General features: G+C 60.9%; 13 protein-coding genes. 8 read left to right on the forward strand and 5 right to left on the reverse strand.

From position 1 onward, the window contains the following. Nucleotides 1-2 precede the first annotated feature (2 nt). Nucleotides 3-1,088, reverse strand: coding sequence for an ABC transporter ATP-binding protein (locus C7I85_RS18095; RefSeq protein ID WP_106725410.1), 1,086 nt, complete (start codon nucleotides 1,086-1,088; stop codon nucleotides 3-5). Between the two features lie 516 nt (nucleotides 1,089-1,604). Here C7I85_RS18095 and C7I85_RS18105 point away from each other — a divergent pair. Beyond that, nucleotides 1,605-2,480 carry a GntR family transcriptional regulator gene (locus C7I85_RS18105; protein ID WP_181257217.1) on the forward strand — a complete coding sequence of 292 codons (876 nt, stop codon included), beginning with the start codon at nucleotides 1,605-1,607 and terminating at the stop codon, nucleotides 2,478-2,480. On the opposite strand, the gene C7I85_RS18110 is transcribed toward C7I85_RS18105, so the two are convergent. From C7I85_RS18110 to C7I85_RS18120, 3 genes are read right to left on the reverse strand one after another with little or no spacing between them, the layout of a single operon-like run. Continuing rightward, nucleotides 2,469-4,154, reverse strand: a complete 1,686-nt coding sequence (locus C7I85_RS18110) for a dipeptide ABC transporter ATP-binding protein (RefSeq protein ID WP_106725413.1) — start codon at nucleotides 4,152-4,154, stop codon at nucleotides 2,469-2,471. The two genes, C7I85_RS18105 and C7I85_RS18110, sit on opposite strands and share 12 nt — an antisense overlap. Nucleotides 4,155-4,166: 12 nt before the next feature. Beyond that, nucleotides 4,167-5,117: an ABC transporter permease gene (locus tag C7I85_RS18115; protein WP_106725414.1), complete on the reverse strand. Its 951-nt coding sequence runs from the start codon at nucleotides 5,115-5,117 to the stop codon at nucleotides 4,167-4,169. Further along, nucleotides 5,114-6,076, reverse strand: a complete 963-nt coding sequence (locus C7I85_RS18120; RefSeq protein WP_106725415.1) for an ABC transporter permease — start codon at nucleotides 6,074-6,076, stop codon at nucleotides 5,114-5,116. Before C7I85_RS18120 ends, C7I85_RS18115 begins: the two co-directional genes overlap by 4 nt. A gap of 104 nt (nucleotides 6,077-6,180) precedes the next feature. Between C7I85_RS18120 and C7I85_RS18125 the strand changes: the two genes are divergently transcribed. The 7 genes from C7I85_RS18125 (at nucleotide 6,181) to C7I85_RS18155 (ending at nucleotide 15,727) form a co-directional block, all read left to right on the forward strand. Further along, the gene (locus tag C7I85_RS18125) at nucleotides 6,181-7,839 is read left to right on the forward strand and encodes an ABC transporter substrate-binding protein (RefSeq protein ID WP_181257218.1); all 1,659 of its coding nucleotides are present in this window, start codon (nucleotides 6,181-6,183) and stop codon (nucleotides 7,837-7,839) included. A gap of 2 nt (nucleotides 7,840-7,841) precedes the next feature. Further along, nucleotides 7,842-9,302: a leucyl aminopeptidase family protein gene (locus tag C7I85_RS18130; protein ID WP_181257219.1), complete on the forward strand. Its 1,461-nt coding sequence runs from the start codon at nucleotides 7,842-7,844 to the stop codon at nucleotides 9,300-9,302. Then, entirely contained in the window at nucleotides 9,299-10,975 is a 1,677-nt protein-coding gene (locus C7I85_RS18135) for a serine hydrolase domain-containing protein (protein WP_106725417.1), read from the forward strand. The genes C7I85_RS18130 and C7I85_RS18135 overlap by 4 nt, the downstream gene beginning before the upstream one ends. Before the next feature lie 155 nt (nucleotides 10,976-11,130). Further along, nucleotides 11,131-12,474, forward strand: coding sequence for an aspartate aminotransferase family protein (locus C7I85_RS18140; RefSeq protein WP_106725418.1), 1,344 nt, complete (start codon nucleotides 11,131-11,133; stop codon nucleotides 12,472-12,474). A gap of 78 nt (nucleotides 12,475-12,552) precedes the next feature. Continuing rightward, a complete protein-coding gene (locus C7I85_RS18145; RefSeq protein ID WP_106725419.1) occupies nucleotides 12,553-13,986 on the forward strand; it encodes a xylulokinase in 1,434 nt (477 codons plus the stop codon). A gap of 2 nt (nucleotides 13,987-13,988) precedes the next feature. Beyond that, on the forward strand, nucleotides 13,989-14,720 hold the full coding sequence (locus C7I85_RS18150) for a glucosamine-6-phosphate deaminase (protein ID WP_106725420.1): 732 nt from the start codon (nucleotides 13,989-13,991) through the stop codon (nucleotides 14,718-14,720). 71 nt (nucleotides 14,721-14,791) lie between these two features. Then, complete coding sequence (locus C7I85_RS18155; RefSeq protein ID WP_106725421.1) at nucleotides 14,792-15,727, forward strand: dihydrodipicolinate synthase family protein; 936 nt, start codon at nucleotides 14,792-14,794, stop codon at nucleotides 15,725-15,727. 121 nt (nucleotides 15,728-15,848) lie between these two features. Here C7I85_RS18155 and C7I85_RS18160 read toward each other — a convergent pair whose 3' ends face one another. Then, nucleotides 15,849-16,127: an HU family DNA-binding protein gene (locus tag C7I85_RS18160; RefSeq protein WP_106725422.1), complete on the reverse strand. Its 279-nt coding sequence runs from the start codon at nucleotides 16,125-16,127 to the stop codon at nucleotides 15,849-15,851. Nucleotides 16,128-16,398: the final 271 nt, after the last annotated feature.

A 16,398-nucleotide genomic window follows, 5' to 3' on the forward strand; every position in this document is an offset into this window, starting at 1 on the left:
GGTCAGTTCCTCAGAATCTGGGCTGCGGCCAGATCGAAAGCCACGCCGACCGTCGCGCCGGCCACAAGGGCCGCGTCCTGCAGCGGACTGTTCTGGCGGCGCACCACGAACCGGTCGCCATGGGCAAGTCGTACGTGCAGATGGGTGTCTGTGCCGAAGTAGACGATGCTTTCGAGCGTTCCACTCAGAGGCGATGGCCGTCCGTCGGCGTGGACCTCTGCATGCTCGGGACGGACAATGATCGTCACCTTGCCCTGCTGCGGCGCGGTGTCCGGTAGCCGCGCCAAAATATCAGCGCCCGACGCCAGCCTGACCTGTGCCCGATCCTTGGTGGCAACTATGATCTCGCCGCTCAGAAAATTTGCTTCGCCTATGAAGTCGGCGACGAACCGGTCGCCGGGGCAATCGTAGATCTCGCGTGGGTTACCCACTTGCAGGACACGACCGCCAGAAAGAACCGCGATGCGGTCCGACATGGTCAGCGCCTCTTCTTGGTCGTGGGTGACGAAAATGAAGGTAATGCCGGTTTCGAGTTGAAGGCGCTTCAGCTCGATCTGCATTTCCTTTCGCAACTTATAGTCCAGAGCGCTAAGCGGTTCGTCCAGAAGCAGCACCTTGGGCGTTGGAGCAAGGGCGCGGGCCAGTGCCACGCGCTGCTGCTGGCCGCCGGAAAGCTCAGTAGTCCTCCGGTGCCTGAGGCCCTCCATCCGCACAAGGCGCAGCATCTCGTCCACACGTGCCGCGATCTCCGCCTTCGGCCTGCCTAGCATCTCCAGACCGAAACCGATGTTCTGGCTGGCGGTCATGTGCGGGAACAGCGCATAGTTCTGGAACACGGTGTTGATAGGCCGCTGATAGGGCGGCAGCGTCGCAATATCCTTGCCGTGCAGTTGGATCGTGCCGGCCGTTGGATATTCGAAGCCGGCGATCAGCCGCAGAAGCGTGGTCTTGCCACAGCCCGACGGACCGAGAAGCGTGAAGAACTCATTTTTGCGGATCGATAAGGAGACGCCGTCCAGGGCCTTGAAAGCGTCCCCGAATAGCTTGGTGACATCACAGATTTCGATTGCGGACTTTTCTTCTGGCAAAGCGCATGTCCCCCTGCTGAGCCACTGCCACCGGATGATCGGGGCTGATGTCCTGTTAGGGTCAACATAAAAATAGACTGACTGTTTAGTCAATTAGTTTTTGGATCTTTGATGCAACCATTTTGCCAAAGCATTTCAGTCTATGACGGGTCGGAACATCTTACGTGGTGCAGCGCAAACCGGTTTGTCGCAATCTCGCACAGTATGCACTTGAAGCCCCCTGGGTTTGGCGTCAGGTGGCCACCGCTGCGTTGACGCCCTGGAAGTATTGAGCTGGCGTTGAATGAGTCGTGCCTGTCGCCCCGTGATCAGCACGAAGCGACAGACCCAGCGCTACCAGCTTTATTGGAACATGTCGGACATTGAACGGCCAACGATGCGGCTGGAGGCAATGAATGTAGTAGCATCAGCTTATAGTTCTCAGTATGACAGGGATACTCCGTTGACTAAACCGGCCACCGAGCCGGCGAGGAAGCGGATAGGTGACCTGTCGATCAACATGCCGAGGGAGTGACTTTGGCTCAGAGGCAAAAACAGATCGCATCCCGGGAGAGCGAGGAGCGGAAACTCCGCTATCAGCTTGTCTACGACTGGATCCTCGATTTCATCGCCACGAATGGTCTAACCGGCGGCGACAAGCTACCCAGTACGACGGAACTGGCCCAGTTGACGGGCGTCAGCCTGATCTCTGTGCGCCACGCGTTGGATAAGCTGGAACATGCCGGAAAGATCCATCGCCATCAGGGAATTGGCACCTTCGTCGCCCGAGACCGAATCGTCAGCGAGCCCAGTCGGGCCGGCCGTCTCCTCGAGACGCTATCGCCCTCGGGCGGCGGACCCGACCTTGCGACAGAGGTGCTCCAGATCAACATCGGATTGCCGAGCCCGGAGATCGCCAAGGCGCTGTCGATAGAGCTGGGTCAGCCAGTCTGGGAGATCATTCGGCGCCGCAGCTTGCGGACGGCACCTGCGATCCTTGAGCAGGCAGTACTGCCACTCAGCCTGGTGCCCGCAATCGACGAGAAGGAGTTGGAAGCGGGCGACTCGCTGTATGGGTTGCTTGCTGACCGCTACGGGCTTCGAGACGACTATGTAGAGCAGTCATTGGAAGTCGACAGGCCGACGACAACGGAGCGCGAAGCACTCGATCTCGGTTCGCGCGACCAGGTTGTGCGTATAAGAGGCGTTTCCTTCACTGGCGATGGCAAGGCTTTCGATTGCTATCAGCAAACCTACAAGGCCTCGGATTTCGTGTTCTACATGTCTGGCTCGGGAAGCCGGCGCTTGCTGCAACCCACCGACATGAAACAGTGGGTGGTGCTGCCATTGCACGGCGGCAAACGGCCCACACCGCCGGCCGGGAAGAAAGCGGCCGGTCGCTCAGGCCGCTGAATCGCCGAAGCCAGACCGGTCAGGGTCCGGATGGGGAATGCTGGCAAGCAGCGCCCGCGTATAGGGGGCTCGCGGAGAACGGACGACCGTGGCGGCATCCCCTTCTTCCACGATCCGGCCCTGATGCATGACCGCAACGCGGTCGGCATAGTTCGCCGCTGTCGAAAGATCGTGTGTGATCATCAAGATACCCATTCTGGAATCGGCGCGCAGTTCGTTCAGGAGTTCGAGCACTCCGGCACGCACCGATACATCCAGCATGGAAACCGGCTCGTCGGCCAGAAGCAGCTCCGGCTTGAGCACGATGGCAGCGGCAATCGCCACACGCTGCCGCTGGCCCCCGGAAAGCTCATGCGGAAACCGGCCGAGATAGCGCTGCACCGGCGTCAATCCGACCCGGTCGAGCGCGGCGCTGACCAGGGTCTCGCGTTCTTTCGCCGTGGCGCCGATGCCGTGGACGCGTAGCGGTTCCTCGACTGTGGAGCGCACACGATAGCGCAGGTCGAGAGACTCGTAAGGGTCTTGGTAGATCATCTGGACTTGGCGACGCAGTGGTCGCCATTGCCGGCTGGTAAGAGACGTGACGTCACGGCCGTTGATCTGGATGGAGCCGCCACGTGGCCTTATCATACCAAGAACGGCCTGCAGGGTAGTTGTCTTGCCGCTACCGGACTGACCGACGAGTGCGACCATCTCGCCACGCTTGACGCGTAGCGAAACGTCATCGACAGCGACGGGGGCCTCTGCAGGACGCCCGCGTACCATGTCGCCGAAGGTGCGGCTGCGCAGGTAAGACACACTGAGGCCACGCACGTCGAGCAGCGGCGCGTTTTGGGGCACTTCGCTTGGAGGCGTGGAGACGCGCCGCGGGGCTTGTGCCGCGGCGAAGACATCTGGCGTCGCGTCGAAGAGCTTGCGCGTGTATTCGTGCTTCGGGCGATGATAGAGGTCTGCGACCCGCCCCTGTTCAATCACCTCGCCTTTCAGCATCACCGCCGCCCGATGGCAGGATTGGGCAACGACGGCCAGGTCGTGGGTGACAAGGATGAGCGCGAGGTTCAGTTCCTTGCTGAGCCGCACCAGGAGCTTCATCACCTGGTCCTGCACCATAACATCCAATGCCGTCGTCGGCTCGTCGGCCAGAAGCACCTTCGGTTCACACGCGAGCGCCATGGCGATCATGGCGCGCTGGCGCATGCCACCAGAGAACTGATGCGGGAAGCGCGAGGCGTGATCGGCAGGAATGCCAACCAATTCTAGCAGTTCCCCGATGCGGCGCGACATGGCGACACCGCGCGCAACGCCATGCACCTGCATGGCCTCGGCGATCTGCCAGCCAATAGTCTTTACTGGATTGAAGGCGCTCATCGCGCCCTGGAACACCATGGCGATGTCCTTCCAGCGGTGTGGGGCGACGCTCAGCTCACCATCGCGTAGGATGTCTTTTCGATCGAGAATGATCCGGCCCGACACCTCGGCGTTGCTCGTCAGCAGTCCCATGGCGGCGAGAATGGTGGTCGTCTTGCCGGAACCAGATTCACCCACCAGCCCCAAACGTTCTCCGGGGGCGAGTTCCAGATTGACGTTCTTCACGACATGAAATTCGGCGCGTCGCACACCCACATCGGTGCCGAACCATATGTTCAAATCCTGGATTGCCAAGGCGCTGTTCAAGCTGGGGCTCCTTCATACAGCATCCGGTCCCCTTCCGACGAGCGGGCGCAATTTCCAGCCGTGCAAAGAGAGATACGAGACTTTGAGCCGCGGGTTCAGCCCGTCCTCGATCGAGCGCCCCAACATGTAGCAACCCATGATCAGGACGGCGACGGCGACGCCGGCCGGCACGATGGCCCACCAGGCGCCGCTGCTGACGGCCGCACGGTCGAATGCGTGCTCCATGATTGTACCCCAGGTGATCGCCGTGGGATCCGAAAGGCCGAGGAACGCGAGCGCCGTCTCGTTGAAGATTGCGACTGTGATGGCAAGCACCGTGTTGGCGACCAGGAGCGGCCCGACCTGCGGGATGATGTGACGGACGATGATATGTAAATGGCTGGCACCCAATGCCTCGACGCGCTTCACATAGACCCGCTCGCGTAGGCTCTTGACCTGGGCGCGGATGAGCCGGGCGGTACTCGTCCACATCAGGACGCCGATAACGACGATGACATGCGACAGGCTGGGACCCCAAACCGCCGCGATCACGATCATCAGCACGATCTGAGGTATGACCAGGAAATAGTCGGTGACTCGCATGAGCACGACATCCAACCAGCCGCCGAAATAGCCTGACAAGACGCCGACCGTCGCGCCAATGCCGATGGCGATCAGGGTCGCGGTCGCGCCAACGATCATCGAAATGCGCCCGCCGCGCAGCACCAAGCTGAACACGTCGATGCCGCCATCATCACAGCCGAACCAATGCTGCCAGGACGGCGGCTCGAATACGGCGCAGGTGGCTTCATGGATAGTGTAGGGCTCGATGAGCGGTGCGATGAGAGCCAGCACGGTGAAGAAGCTGACGATGGCGAGGCCCGCAAGGGCGGCTGGCTGATGCACCACATCCCTCAACATCGGCCAGAAGCCGAAGCGCACCACGAGTTCTGGGGAGGGCGTCCCAGGCGTGGAGAGGGTCATGTCGCTATCCGGGGATCGAGCTTGTGGTAGATCAGGTCGGCGAAGAGGTTGAAGGTGATCACCACGACGGTGATGGCCAGAAAGCCCCCTTGCAGCATTGGGTAGTCGCGCTTGAGCACGGCGGTATAGAGCGCGCGACCGATGCCGGGCCATGAAAAAATCACCTCGATCAGGATTGAGCCGGTGACGATGGCGCCGAGCGACATCGCCACCATGGTGACGATGGGCAGCATGGCATTGCGAAGCGCGTGCGCGCGGATCAGCCTACCGCGCGGCACGCCCTTGGCTTTAGCCGTCAGAATGTAATCCTCCCCCAAGGTTTCCAGCATCGCCGAGCGTACGATGAGCGCGTTCTCCGCATAGAGTGTCAGCGCCAGCGTGGTTACCGGCAGGATCATGTGCTTGAGCATGTCAAGGAAGGCGTCCCAGCGTGAGCCGCCGATGGCGAAGGGGTCGTTCATGCCGGCAGCCGGCAGGATTCCCGCGAATGCTATCAGGAGCATCATCCCGAGGAACTGCGTGGGAAAGGCATAGAACAATACAGCGATGTTGGTGCTGAGATGATCGATTGCGCTGCCGCGTCTCACAGCGGAAACCACGCCCGCCGCGATGCCGATCACCAGTGCCAGAATAGTTCCGAGCGCCACCATGGGGATGGTGTTGGCGAACGCCTCGATCAGGTTGTCGAAGACGGGTTGGCGATTCATGTAAGATACGCCGAGGTTACCGTGCAGTGTCTGCCCGAGGTAGAGCAGGTATTGCTCCCACAGCGGCTTATCCAGCCCGAACTGTGCGATCAGGGCCTGTTTCAGGGCGGGCGAGGCGTTCGGCACGCGCGATATCTGGCTGACCGGGCCGCCCGGAAGGACGCGAAAGAGAACGAAATTCAGCGTCAGGGCGACAAAAACCGTGACGACGGCAAAACCAACACGCTTCCATACATAGCCTGAGCCTTGCAATGTCTGCGCTCCTCCCAGCGTCTTGACATGAACTCATCATACTCAGTAGCCTGAATATCAGGCAAGTACCCATTCCTGGAAATCTTGCATCTCGGGAGATGCCCATGAACAATCCTCACCAGAGTTGGAACATTCGCATCCTAACAATCGCCGCGACGATGATCACCGCGGCGACCTTTCAGGTCTCGTCCGCGCCCGTTGCCTCAGCGGCCGAGATCCTGCGCATCGGCACCACGCAGCCCATCGACTCCCTCAATCCGTTCGTTTCGGATTCTGACTACAGTTCCGTCATGTACCAGTATGTCTATCCCCATCTGACGGAATACGATGCCAAGCTTGAGATCGTGTCGTCCTTCGCAACAAAATGGGAAACCTCCGCCGACGGCAAGACTTGGACCTTTCATACTGTCCCAGGGGCAAGCTGGTCAGACGGCGAGCCGCTGGGGGCAAAGGATGCCGCCTTTACCTTCAATATGATCCGCAAGTTTGAGGGCGGTGCCACCGGTAAGCTGGCCGGCTGGATCGCCCACATGACGGACGCCAAGGCCACTGATGAGAATACGTTGGTACTCACCTATGAGCTGCCGGTCGCGAACGTGCTGACGCAACTGCAAGCCCTGCCCATCCTGCCACAACATGTCTGGGAGCCGCTGACGGAGGGCAATGGTGAGCAGATCTCGACCTTTCCCAACGCCGCCCCGGTGGTCTCGGGCGGCCCCTTCACGCTGACCCGGCACGACAACGAGCAGATCGCTCTGTTTGCGCGCAATCCGAACTGGTGGGGCGAGAAGAAGCCAATCATCGACGGTTTCGGTCTTCAGTTCTTTGCCAATGACGATGCCATGATCACGGCGCTGGTCACCGACAAGCTCGACATGATCGGGGAGCAGACGCCACCAACCGCCGTTGAGACCCTGAAAAAGGCCGGCATGACGGTATCCAGCGGACCGGGTGTCGGACTGAAGACGCTGATCATCAATACCAGCCCCGACAAGCCCAAGAACCGGGAACTACTCGACCCACAAGTGCGCGAGGCGCTGGAATACGCCATCGACCGTGAGACGATCGACAACATCGTCTGGCTTGGCTTCTCCACGCCGGGCTCGACCATCGTAGCGCCTGCAACCGGCTTCCACGACGAAGCTATCAAGCCGCTGCCTTACGACACTGACAAGGCCAACGAGATCCTGGACGGCAAAGGTTTCAAGAAGGACAGCAATGGCATCCGCCTGGTGGATGACAGGCGCATGTCCTACGAGGTGATCTTCCCCACCGAGGAGAATGGCACCGGCGACCGCGCCTTCCAGATCATCCAAGCTGGCTTCAAGAAGATCGGCGTAGAGGTCACCCAGCGCAAGATGGACCCAGGTGCTGCCACCGAGGCTATCCAGGCGCCCGACATCAAGTATCTCGACTTCGATTTCGCCATGTGGAATTGGGTGCCCCCGTTGGAACCGGATTTCGTGCTGAGCATCGTGACCTGTGCGGCGCGCGGCGGCAATAGCGACAGCGGCTATTGCAACGCCGATTATGACAAGATGTATGCCAGGCAGGGCACCCTGCTCGACAAGAACGAGCGGCGCGCCGAAATCTCGGCGATGCAGAAGCATATTTTCGAGGCACGCCCCTATATCGTGCTCAACTATCCCAATGTCATTGAGGCCCACAGCCCGAAATGGGACGGCTTCGTGCTTTCGCCGCTGGTCGGTTCGGTAAACAATCTCTCGACCGAAACACTCATGAACGTCCACAAGGTGCAGTAGGCATGATCGAGGTGCGGCTGAGCGGCGACCGCTCCATCCTGGCGAATGCGGATATCCTGGTGATGCCCGCATTCGCCGAGGCGAGCGGGCCACAACTCGCCGACGTCGGGTTACTTGAGAAAGCGGGGCAGGGAGAGCGGTTCGCGTCGGCCCTGCGGCGCGATGCAGTGTTTCAAGCCCGCCCCAGCCAGCTTTCGGCACTCCTGGTGCCCGCGGAAAATGGGCCGGCCGTGCTGGCGGCAGGTCTTGGGCCGCGTGAAACTTTCAGTGCAAACACTTTGCGTGACGCATTGATGGCTGCTGCGATTTTCTTGAAAGGCCGAGGCCGGTGTGTCGTCGTCTTGGATGGGCTCGGGCTCGATATTGCCTCGGCGATGCGGGCGGCCACCGAAGCATGCCTGCTCGGTGGCCACGGCGGTCAGGCGGACGAAAGCACGATCGTCGACCTGCTGACCATCGACGCGCCGGGGGCAGAACGTGGCTTCGCGATTGGCAAGGCAGTTGGTAAGGCCGCCAACTGGGTGCGCGAACTGGTCGAAACGCCGGGAAACAAACTCGTACCTGAGGACCTGGCGGAGGTGGTCGCCACGCGAGCGCGGCAGCTGGGCATCGGCGTGGATATATGGGGTGAGGCGGAGCTCGCCAAGCGTGGCTTTGGGGCGACGCGAGCGGTCGGCTACGGCAGCGTGAACAAGCCGCTCGTTCTGTGCCTCAATCCCAACCGACCAAAGGCGCGACTAGGGCTGGCAGGCAAAGGTATTACCTTCGATTCAGGTGGCATCAACCTGAAGCGCAATCCGCAGGAAATCGTCTGGATGAAGGCCGACATGGCCGCGGCCGCAGCCGTGGCAGGCGCCATTTTCGCCGCAGTGGAGCTTGGTTTCGATCCGGACGTGACGGCGATCTTGCCGCTTGCCGAGAATATGCCGGGCAGCCATGCCTTGCGCCCCGGCGACGTGGTAACCCATCCCGACGGGCGGCGGACCGAGATCACGGATACCGATAGCGAGGGCCGTCTGGTGCTGGCTGATGCGGTGGCCTATCTCGCCCGTAGCGGCGTCGGCGCGATCGTCGACGTGGGCACGCTTACGGACGGCGGAGGCGTCGGGCCACTACTGTGGGGATGCTGGACCACCTCCAACACGCTGGCGGAAGAATTGATCGCGGCGGGCGAGACTGCTGGCGAGCCGGGTTGGCGCCTGCCGCTGCGGCCGGAATACGAGCGGCTGATCGAATCGAAGGTCGCCGACATCGCCAACGCGGCGCTGGCGGTGCCCGACAGCGGTCAGCTGGCCGCAACCTACTTGCGAACCTTTGCCGGCAAAACGCCATGGGTTCATATCGACAACGGATCGACTGCCTACCTTGATCAGGGCTTTGCGCCCTGGCCAGTGGGTGCCACCGGCTCGCCGACAAGGGCATTGCTGCAATTCTTGCTCAGCCGTGCGCAGGTAGAAAAATGATTTCTCCCGAGGACGTGGCGCAGCGGCTGCGTGCACTGGCAAGGGAATTCACTCAGCATTGGCCGATCCCTGGGGGCATCATCGTCGCCGTCTCGCGCGGAGCAACCTTGTTCGAGGTGCCCTTCGGGCTCGCCAATATCGATGCTGCCCTTCCGGTCAACCGCGAGCACCTGTTCGCCATAGGCTCCATCAGCAAGGCTTTTGTCGGCCTGATGATCCTGCAATTGGCGGAAGAAGGGAGGCTCGATCTCGACAGCCCTGTGACCACCTACCTGCCGTGGTTCCGCATCGGCTCGCACTATCCGATGTTCACGCTGCGGCATCTGCTCAATCACTCTGCAGGGCTGCCGGCGGGCACCGACGCACTGCCGGATGAACTCGGCCAGGGCTGGTGGCTGCGGGAGCTTTCGACCGGCTTTCCGCCCGGCGCAACCTTCCACTACTCCAATATCGGCTACATCTTGCTCGGTCTGGTCGTGTCGGCGGTAACCGGCAGACCCGTGACGGAGGTGTGCAAGGCGCGCCTGCTTGAACCGCTCGGGATGACCTCAAGCGCTCCCTGCATTTCCAATCGCGACCGCCACCGCTTCGCCATAGGCTATGCGCCCGCCAGCGACGATCGACCTTGGGTCCCGGGCGATGAACTGGCTCCGGCGACATGGTTCGAAACCAACACATCCGACGGTAATATTGCTGCAAATGGACCCGACATAGGCCGGTTCCTGCGTATGTTGCTGGGTGCGGGCCGATTGGAAGGGAAGGCTGTCGTCAGCGAGGCGGCTTTCCGACAATTGATCAGCCTTCTGGGGCCTGGTGGAGAGCCGATCGTTGAATTCCTGGGCGATGCCGGTACTGAGGAGAGCATCTACGGCCTCGGTATCAATGTCGAAAACATACGTGGTAGCCGCTGCCTCACCCACGGTGGCGGCATGGTGGGTTATGCCACCTTCATTCTGGCGGATACGGCCCACGACATCGGCATCGCCGTGCTGACCAATGCGAACGGCGACTGTCCGGGAGCGCAGGTGATCGCCCGTATCGCGCATGCGTGGCTTGCCGGCAGCGAGATGAACGTCCCTTCGATTCAGCTAGATCTGAACGCAACCGATCGCACGGCCTTCGATCCGGCGATGCTCGGGACCTTTTCGAGTTACGGGCCGGACAAGGAACTGGTGGCCGTCACCCTCGCAACCGACAAAGACGGTAAGGTCCTGCTTTCAGGCAACGGCAGGTCGGGCCGCGTGTTCAAAAGCTGGTCCGCGCGCTATGCGACGGACCATCCCGACTTCAGGATATTCCATCTGACGTTCGATCCGACAGGGGGCAGCGGAGCGACCTGGAGCTACGGTCCCCTCGAACTGAGCCGCGGACCAGCCACGTTGCCAAAGGGCACCCAGGCATCGCTCGCTTGCGTCGGCCACTATCGCTCGCATTCGCCTTGGTTCACCAATTTCCGAATCGTGCAGCGTGGCGAGCGCCTGTTTCTGATTGCGCCGGGCGGCGTAGAGGCACCAGGCGAAGATCTGGAGCTGATTGAGCAGGAGCCAGGCACATTCCGGGTCGGCGCCGAGATTTACGCGCCCGAGCGTCTGATACCTGGGCCAATGGTCGACGGTAAGGTGGTGTCGGTGACGCGGGACGGCAATCGGTATTCGCGGACCTTTACCGACTAGACTTTGGCCCAAAGGGTTCGGGCCCCGCAAGGTCGGTGCAGGCGAGAGCAGCTGTTGAGGCAGGCTTCCGGCCTATTCTGATCCCGGACTTACATTGACACGGCATCATACTCAGTATAATAAGTATGCGAAGTTGTTCCTCAGGGAGAGAACGCATGCCTGCCTACAAGACGCCTTCGCGCACGCATCGCAGCCGGGATTGCTTCGCGCGTTCCAGTGACGTCATTCCGAGCGGCGTTAACAGCACCGCGCGGGCTGTTTGGTCGGGCTGGGATCCATATCCGCTGTTTGTTGATCGCGGTACCGGATCGCGTCTTTTCGATATCGATGGCAATGAATATATCGACTATCTGCTTGGGCTCGGGCCGATGATCCTCGGTCACAGGCCGCAGAAGGTCACGCAGGCCGTGGTGGATTTCATACAGAACCGCGGCACTGTTTTTGCCATGCCGGCTGCCGATGAGATCGCCCTTTCGGAAAAGATCGTCGCAGCCGTGCCAGCAATCGAGCAGGTGCGTCTTTGCAACACGGGCACGGAAGCGGTCTTATATGCCGTGCGTTTGGCGCGTGCGTTTACCGGTCGAAAGAAACTGATCCGTTTCGAAGGCATGTATCATGGCTTCTCCGATGGCGTTTACTGGAGCAAGCACCCGACACTCGAAACGGCTGGGCCTGACAAGACGCCGAAAGCGGTCCCGCAGGGACCTGGTATGCCTGCCGGCCTAGATGGTTCACTGATCATCCTGCCGTGGAACGACGTCGAAGCCCTGCGCGACGCGATCGCTAGGGAAGGGCACAACATAGCAGCCGTCATCACCGAGGCAGTTATGTGCAATACCGGCTGTATTTTGCCTGAGCCAGGCTATCTAGAAGCGATGCGCGAGCTCACGGCCAAAGCTGGCATCATCCTGATCTGCGATGAGGTCATCACCGGTTTCCGTCTTAGCCTAGCGGGTGCTCAAGGATACTACGGCTTGGAACCCGATCTTTCCACCTTTGCCAAAGGCCTTGGTGGCGGCTTCCCGGTCGCGGCGCTCGGTGGGCGCAAGAACATCATGGCACTCGTGGCCGACGGCACGGTCTCCATGGCTGGCACCTACAGCGCCAATGGAATCGCTGTGGCGGCAGCCAACGCTACGCTTGACCATCTTGTCACACCCGGCATCTACGATACGCTTTACGAGCGATGCCAAAAACTCGTCGACGGGTTGTCCAAGGTCATCGCAGATAATCAAATGCCTGCATATGTTACGGCGGTCGGGCCGGTCATGCAGCTATGGTTCGCCGACAAGCCGATCCGTCACTATCGCGACGCTGCCCGCCATGCCCGCCACGATGTGTTCCGGACGTGGTGGGAAGAGATGCTCGATCGCGGCGTCCTTTTCCACCCGGGGGCGTTTGAGAACCTTTTCGTCTCCTTCGCCCATACGGATGACGACATTGCCCAAACCGTCGCCATCGCTGGCGAGGCCATGCGTGCGGTGAAGGCGAAACATTAAGCTTCCTGTGAGCCGTCTTTTCGTGCAGACAAGAGGCCTGCGAAGCCTTCAGTGCTTGTTTCCTGTTCAGGCGCCTCGATGAAGAATGATAACGTCATCCTCGGCATCGATCTCGGCACCTCGGCCGTCAAATGCGTGGCTATGTCGACCTCAGGCGGTATCGTCGCCACGACCGAGGCTGCATTCCCCTTAACCAGGGATCTGCCGGGGCAAGCGGAGCAGAACCCTGCCGACTGGCTGACGGCCTTGGAATTGGCGGTGACCCGGCTCGGCAGGGACGTAACCATGAACGCCGTGGCCATCGGATTGACCGGTCAGTTGCCGACCCTCGTCTGCCTGGAAGGCGCCAAGCCTTTGCCTTCCGCGATTACTTGGATGGACAGCCGCGCCGATGCGTGGGCATCGAGCTTCCTCGACGACTCCAAACGGCAGATGATGTATGACCGCACGGGTATGCCCATCGACGGTCGATATCTCGCACCGATGTTCCGCTACCACCGGGAAACTTTCGACAACGGCGTCGGGACGATCCTGTCGGCGAAGGATTTCCTACATTTCGCGCTGACGGGCGAGTTGGCAACGGACCCCTCGACCGCGGCTGGCTATGGGCTCTATGACCTCGATGGGGCGAACTGGTCGCAGGAGCTGTGTGCCGTTTGGGGCATCTCCTCTTCCCTATTGCCTACTGTTCGGCCATCCGCTTCGGCTAGCGGCCTTAGGGAGGCGGTTGCCGCTCGACTCGGCCTGCCTTCGGGATTGCCGGTGACCGTCGGCTGCGCCGACTCTGTCGCTAGCGCCTACGCCATGGCCGGTCTGGACAGCGGGACGGTGTGCATCACCAGCGGCTCCAGTACCATCATCATGGACAGCTTGCCTAAGCCGCTCCGGGATTCGCAACGGCGCTATCTGCTGACCCCGCATATCGCGGACGGCGTCTTCGGCCGGGAAATGGATCTTCTTTCGACCGGCACCAGCTATCGCTGGCTAAATGACCTTCTCGGCTGGGAAAACGGACGGATTGATATCGCGGCCGCGCGCTCGCAAGCGGGTGCCAACGGCTTGCTGTTCTCACCTTATCTCGCCGGTGGCGAACAGGGCGCCTTGTGGAATCCGAATCTGCGCGGCGTGCTGCATGGCCTGACCGTTCAGCATTCCTCCGATGACATCGCCCGTGCCTATCTGGAAGGCGTGCAATTCGAAATCCGGCGCTGCGTAGACATTCTGGCAGAGGACTCGAAGATCGAGCGTGTTGTCCTTGCCGGGCACGCCGCCTCGCATTCGGCGACAATGCAGATGCTCGCCGACATCCTCGGCCGTCCCGTTGCGGCCTATCATCACCGGTCGCCGGCTGCGATCGGCGCCGCGCTGCTCGCCGCTCCATCGGCCGCGCACTCAAAACAAATGCCAACGGATAAGGCTGTTGCCGTGCCGTCCCAACTCCGTGCTGACTACGAGAAGATCTACCGCCGCTACTGTGCGATGTTCCCTGCGATTGCCGAGGCTGCTGACTGACCATGATGAAACTTGATGTGACTTGGGCGACCGATCGCGCCGCAATGGCGGAGCTTGCCGCTGCCTACGTCTGTGCGTCGCTCGGTGACGGCCTGACGACAAGCCTCGCCCTCCCGACCGGGGACACACCGATCGGCATGTACGAGTGTCTGGCAGAACGCCGTCGCCGTGGCGAGGTCAGTTTCCGCAATGCGAAGCTGTTCAACCTCGATGAGTACGCCGGCATGTCACCCGAGAATCCGCGCAGCTATCATGCCTTCATGCGACGGCACTTCATCGATCACATCGACGTGCCCTCGCAACAGGTCCGTCTCCTGCGCGGGGATGCCCCCGACGCCGCTGAGGAATGCCGCGCCTACGATCGCGCGATCGCTGCGGCCGGAGGGATCGACCTCGCGATATTGGGGCTCGGCGCCAATGGGCACATCGCCTTTAACGAGCCGGGCGTGCCGTGGGATCTCGACACCCATGTCGTGGAACTCGACCGGCGTACGCGGCAGGCGCATCGGCCGAATTTTCCAGACGAAGCTAGCGTGCCTCGCATCGGTGTGACCATGGGCATCAGGACATTGAAGGCGGCCAAGAAGGTGCTGCTGCTATGCGCTGGCGAGGGCAAGCGCGAGGCGATGGCTGCCTTGTTAGCGGGCCGCGAAGACCACGCTTGGCCGGTCACGAGCCTGCTTGGCCACAAGGGCTTGTCGATATTGGCAGAAGAGGCGTTGAAACCGTGCTGAGGCGGCGCATGTCGCTTGGGCAACGACATTGTGTCGAGTGACGCAGATTGGGCGAAGTGGGAGCCAAAACAATGACTTGGAGTGGTGTCTTTCCTGCCGTGACGACCAAGATGGACGCATCCGGTGCCATCGATCTCGATGCCACGCAGGCTAGCCTCGATCGGCTTATTGAAAATGGCGTGTCTGGTGTCATCGTGCTGCCAATGCTGGGCGAAAACGCGTCGCTGACACAGGCGGAACGGGACACTGTGGTGCGAGCTGCCAAGGAAGTGGTTGCCGGGCGCGTACCACTTCTGTCAGGGCTGGCGGAGCTATCGACTGACGATGCGATCGCCGCCGCACGCAACTACCAAAAGTTGGGGGCTGAAGGGTTGATGGCCTTCCCCAGTCTCGCCTATCGCACCGACCGGCGCGAGACGGCCGCCTGGTACAAGTCCATCGCTGAGGCGAGCGGCCTACCGGTTATGATCTACAACAACCCACTTGCTTATAAGGTCGATGTTGATGTCGAGACATTAAAGATGTTGGAGGATGTCCCCGGCATCGTGGCGATCAAGGAGGAGACCGGTGATGTCCGGCGAGTCACTGATCTCTTCAATGCGTTTGGCGGGCGCTTTGATATCTTCTGTGGAGTTGATGATCTCATATTGGAGAGCCTGGCCCTGGGAGCCTTCGGCTGGGTCTCAGGCATGACCAATGCATGGCCGGCCGAATGTGTGAAACTTTTTGAGATGGCCAGAAACGGCGATTTCACTTCGGCGCTACCACTCTACCGTCTTTTGACGCCCGCCTTCCATCTCGACACCGACGTCAAGCTAGTTCAGTACATAAAGCTCGCTGAGCATTTAGTGTACGGCGCCCCAGAACACGTCCGTGCCCCACGCCTGCCGGTTATCGGCGAAGAACTTGCACGGGCAGAAGCCATCATACGCAAGACAATCATGGACCTTGGCAAGTTCGCTGATCAATCCGCGGCTATGGTTGGTCAGGCCACAATCCAATCTTGAACGAGCCCCGCATCGGCGAGAGGCATGGACGAGGGCGTGATTGGCTGAGGCCGACGGGTGCCTCAGCATGGAGCCTTCCTTTTAAAAGGGCGGCACTCTCTGCCGGACGCGCCCGGCTTCGTCAGCCGTTCAGCACGTCTTTCACCGCTTTGGCCGGGACGAAGGTCAGCTTCTTCGCCGCCGGGATCTTGATCGTCGCGCCTGTTGCGGGATTGCGGCCTTCGCGCTCGGGCGTCTCCTTGACCTTGAACTTGCCGAATCCGGCGATGTTCGTCTCCGAGCCGCTCTTCGCAGCTTGTGCGATCTGCTTGAACACGCTGTCAACGATAGACTTCGCCTGCGCCTTGGTAAGGTTCTGTTCGCCTGCGATCTTGTCCGCAATCTCGGCTGCTGTAGTCATGGAAAGAAATTCTCCTGCTTCGAGGGTTACTACTTCCCGTATGACAATGAATATGTGGCAATGATAGGCTAGAAGCGACGGTCCCGTCGTGCATCCACCGAAAACCACAGCAATCATCGAGAAGTCGCTGCATTTGCCGCTTTGCCCGCGCCCGTTACACCAGCCGCAATCGCGACATCCTCAGCGGCGCTTCGCGCGTTCGAGCCGCACTGACGCCAAAACCGCGTCCTCGTCGCTATCAAACGTCTCCATCATCGACTTCCCGTGCGTG

It is taken from the genome of Pseudaminobacter soli (ex Li et al. 2025) (genome assembly GCF_003012705.1).
GTDB lineage: Bacteria > Pseudomonadota > Alphaproteobacteria > Rhizobiales > Rhizobiaceae > Pseudaminobacter > Pseudaminobacter soli.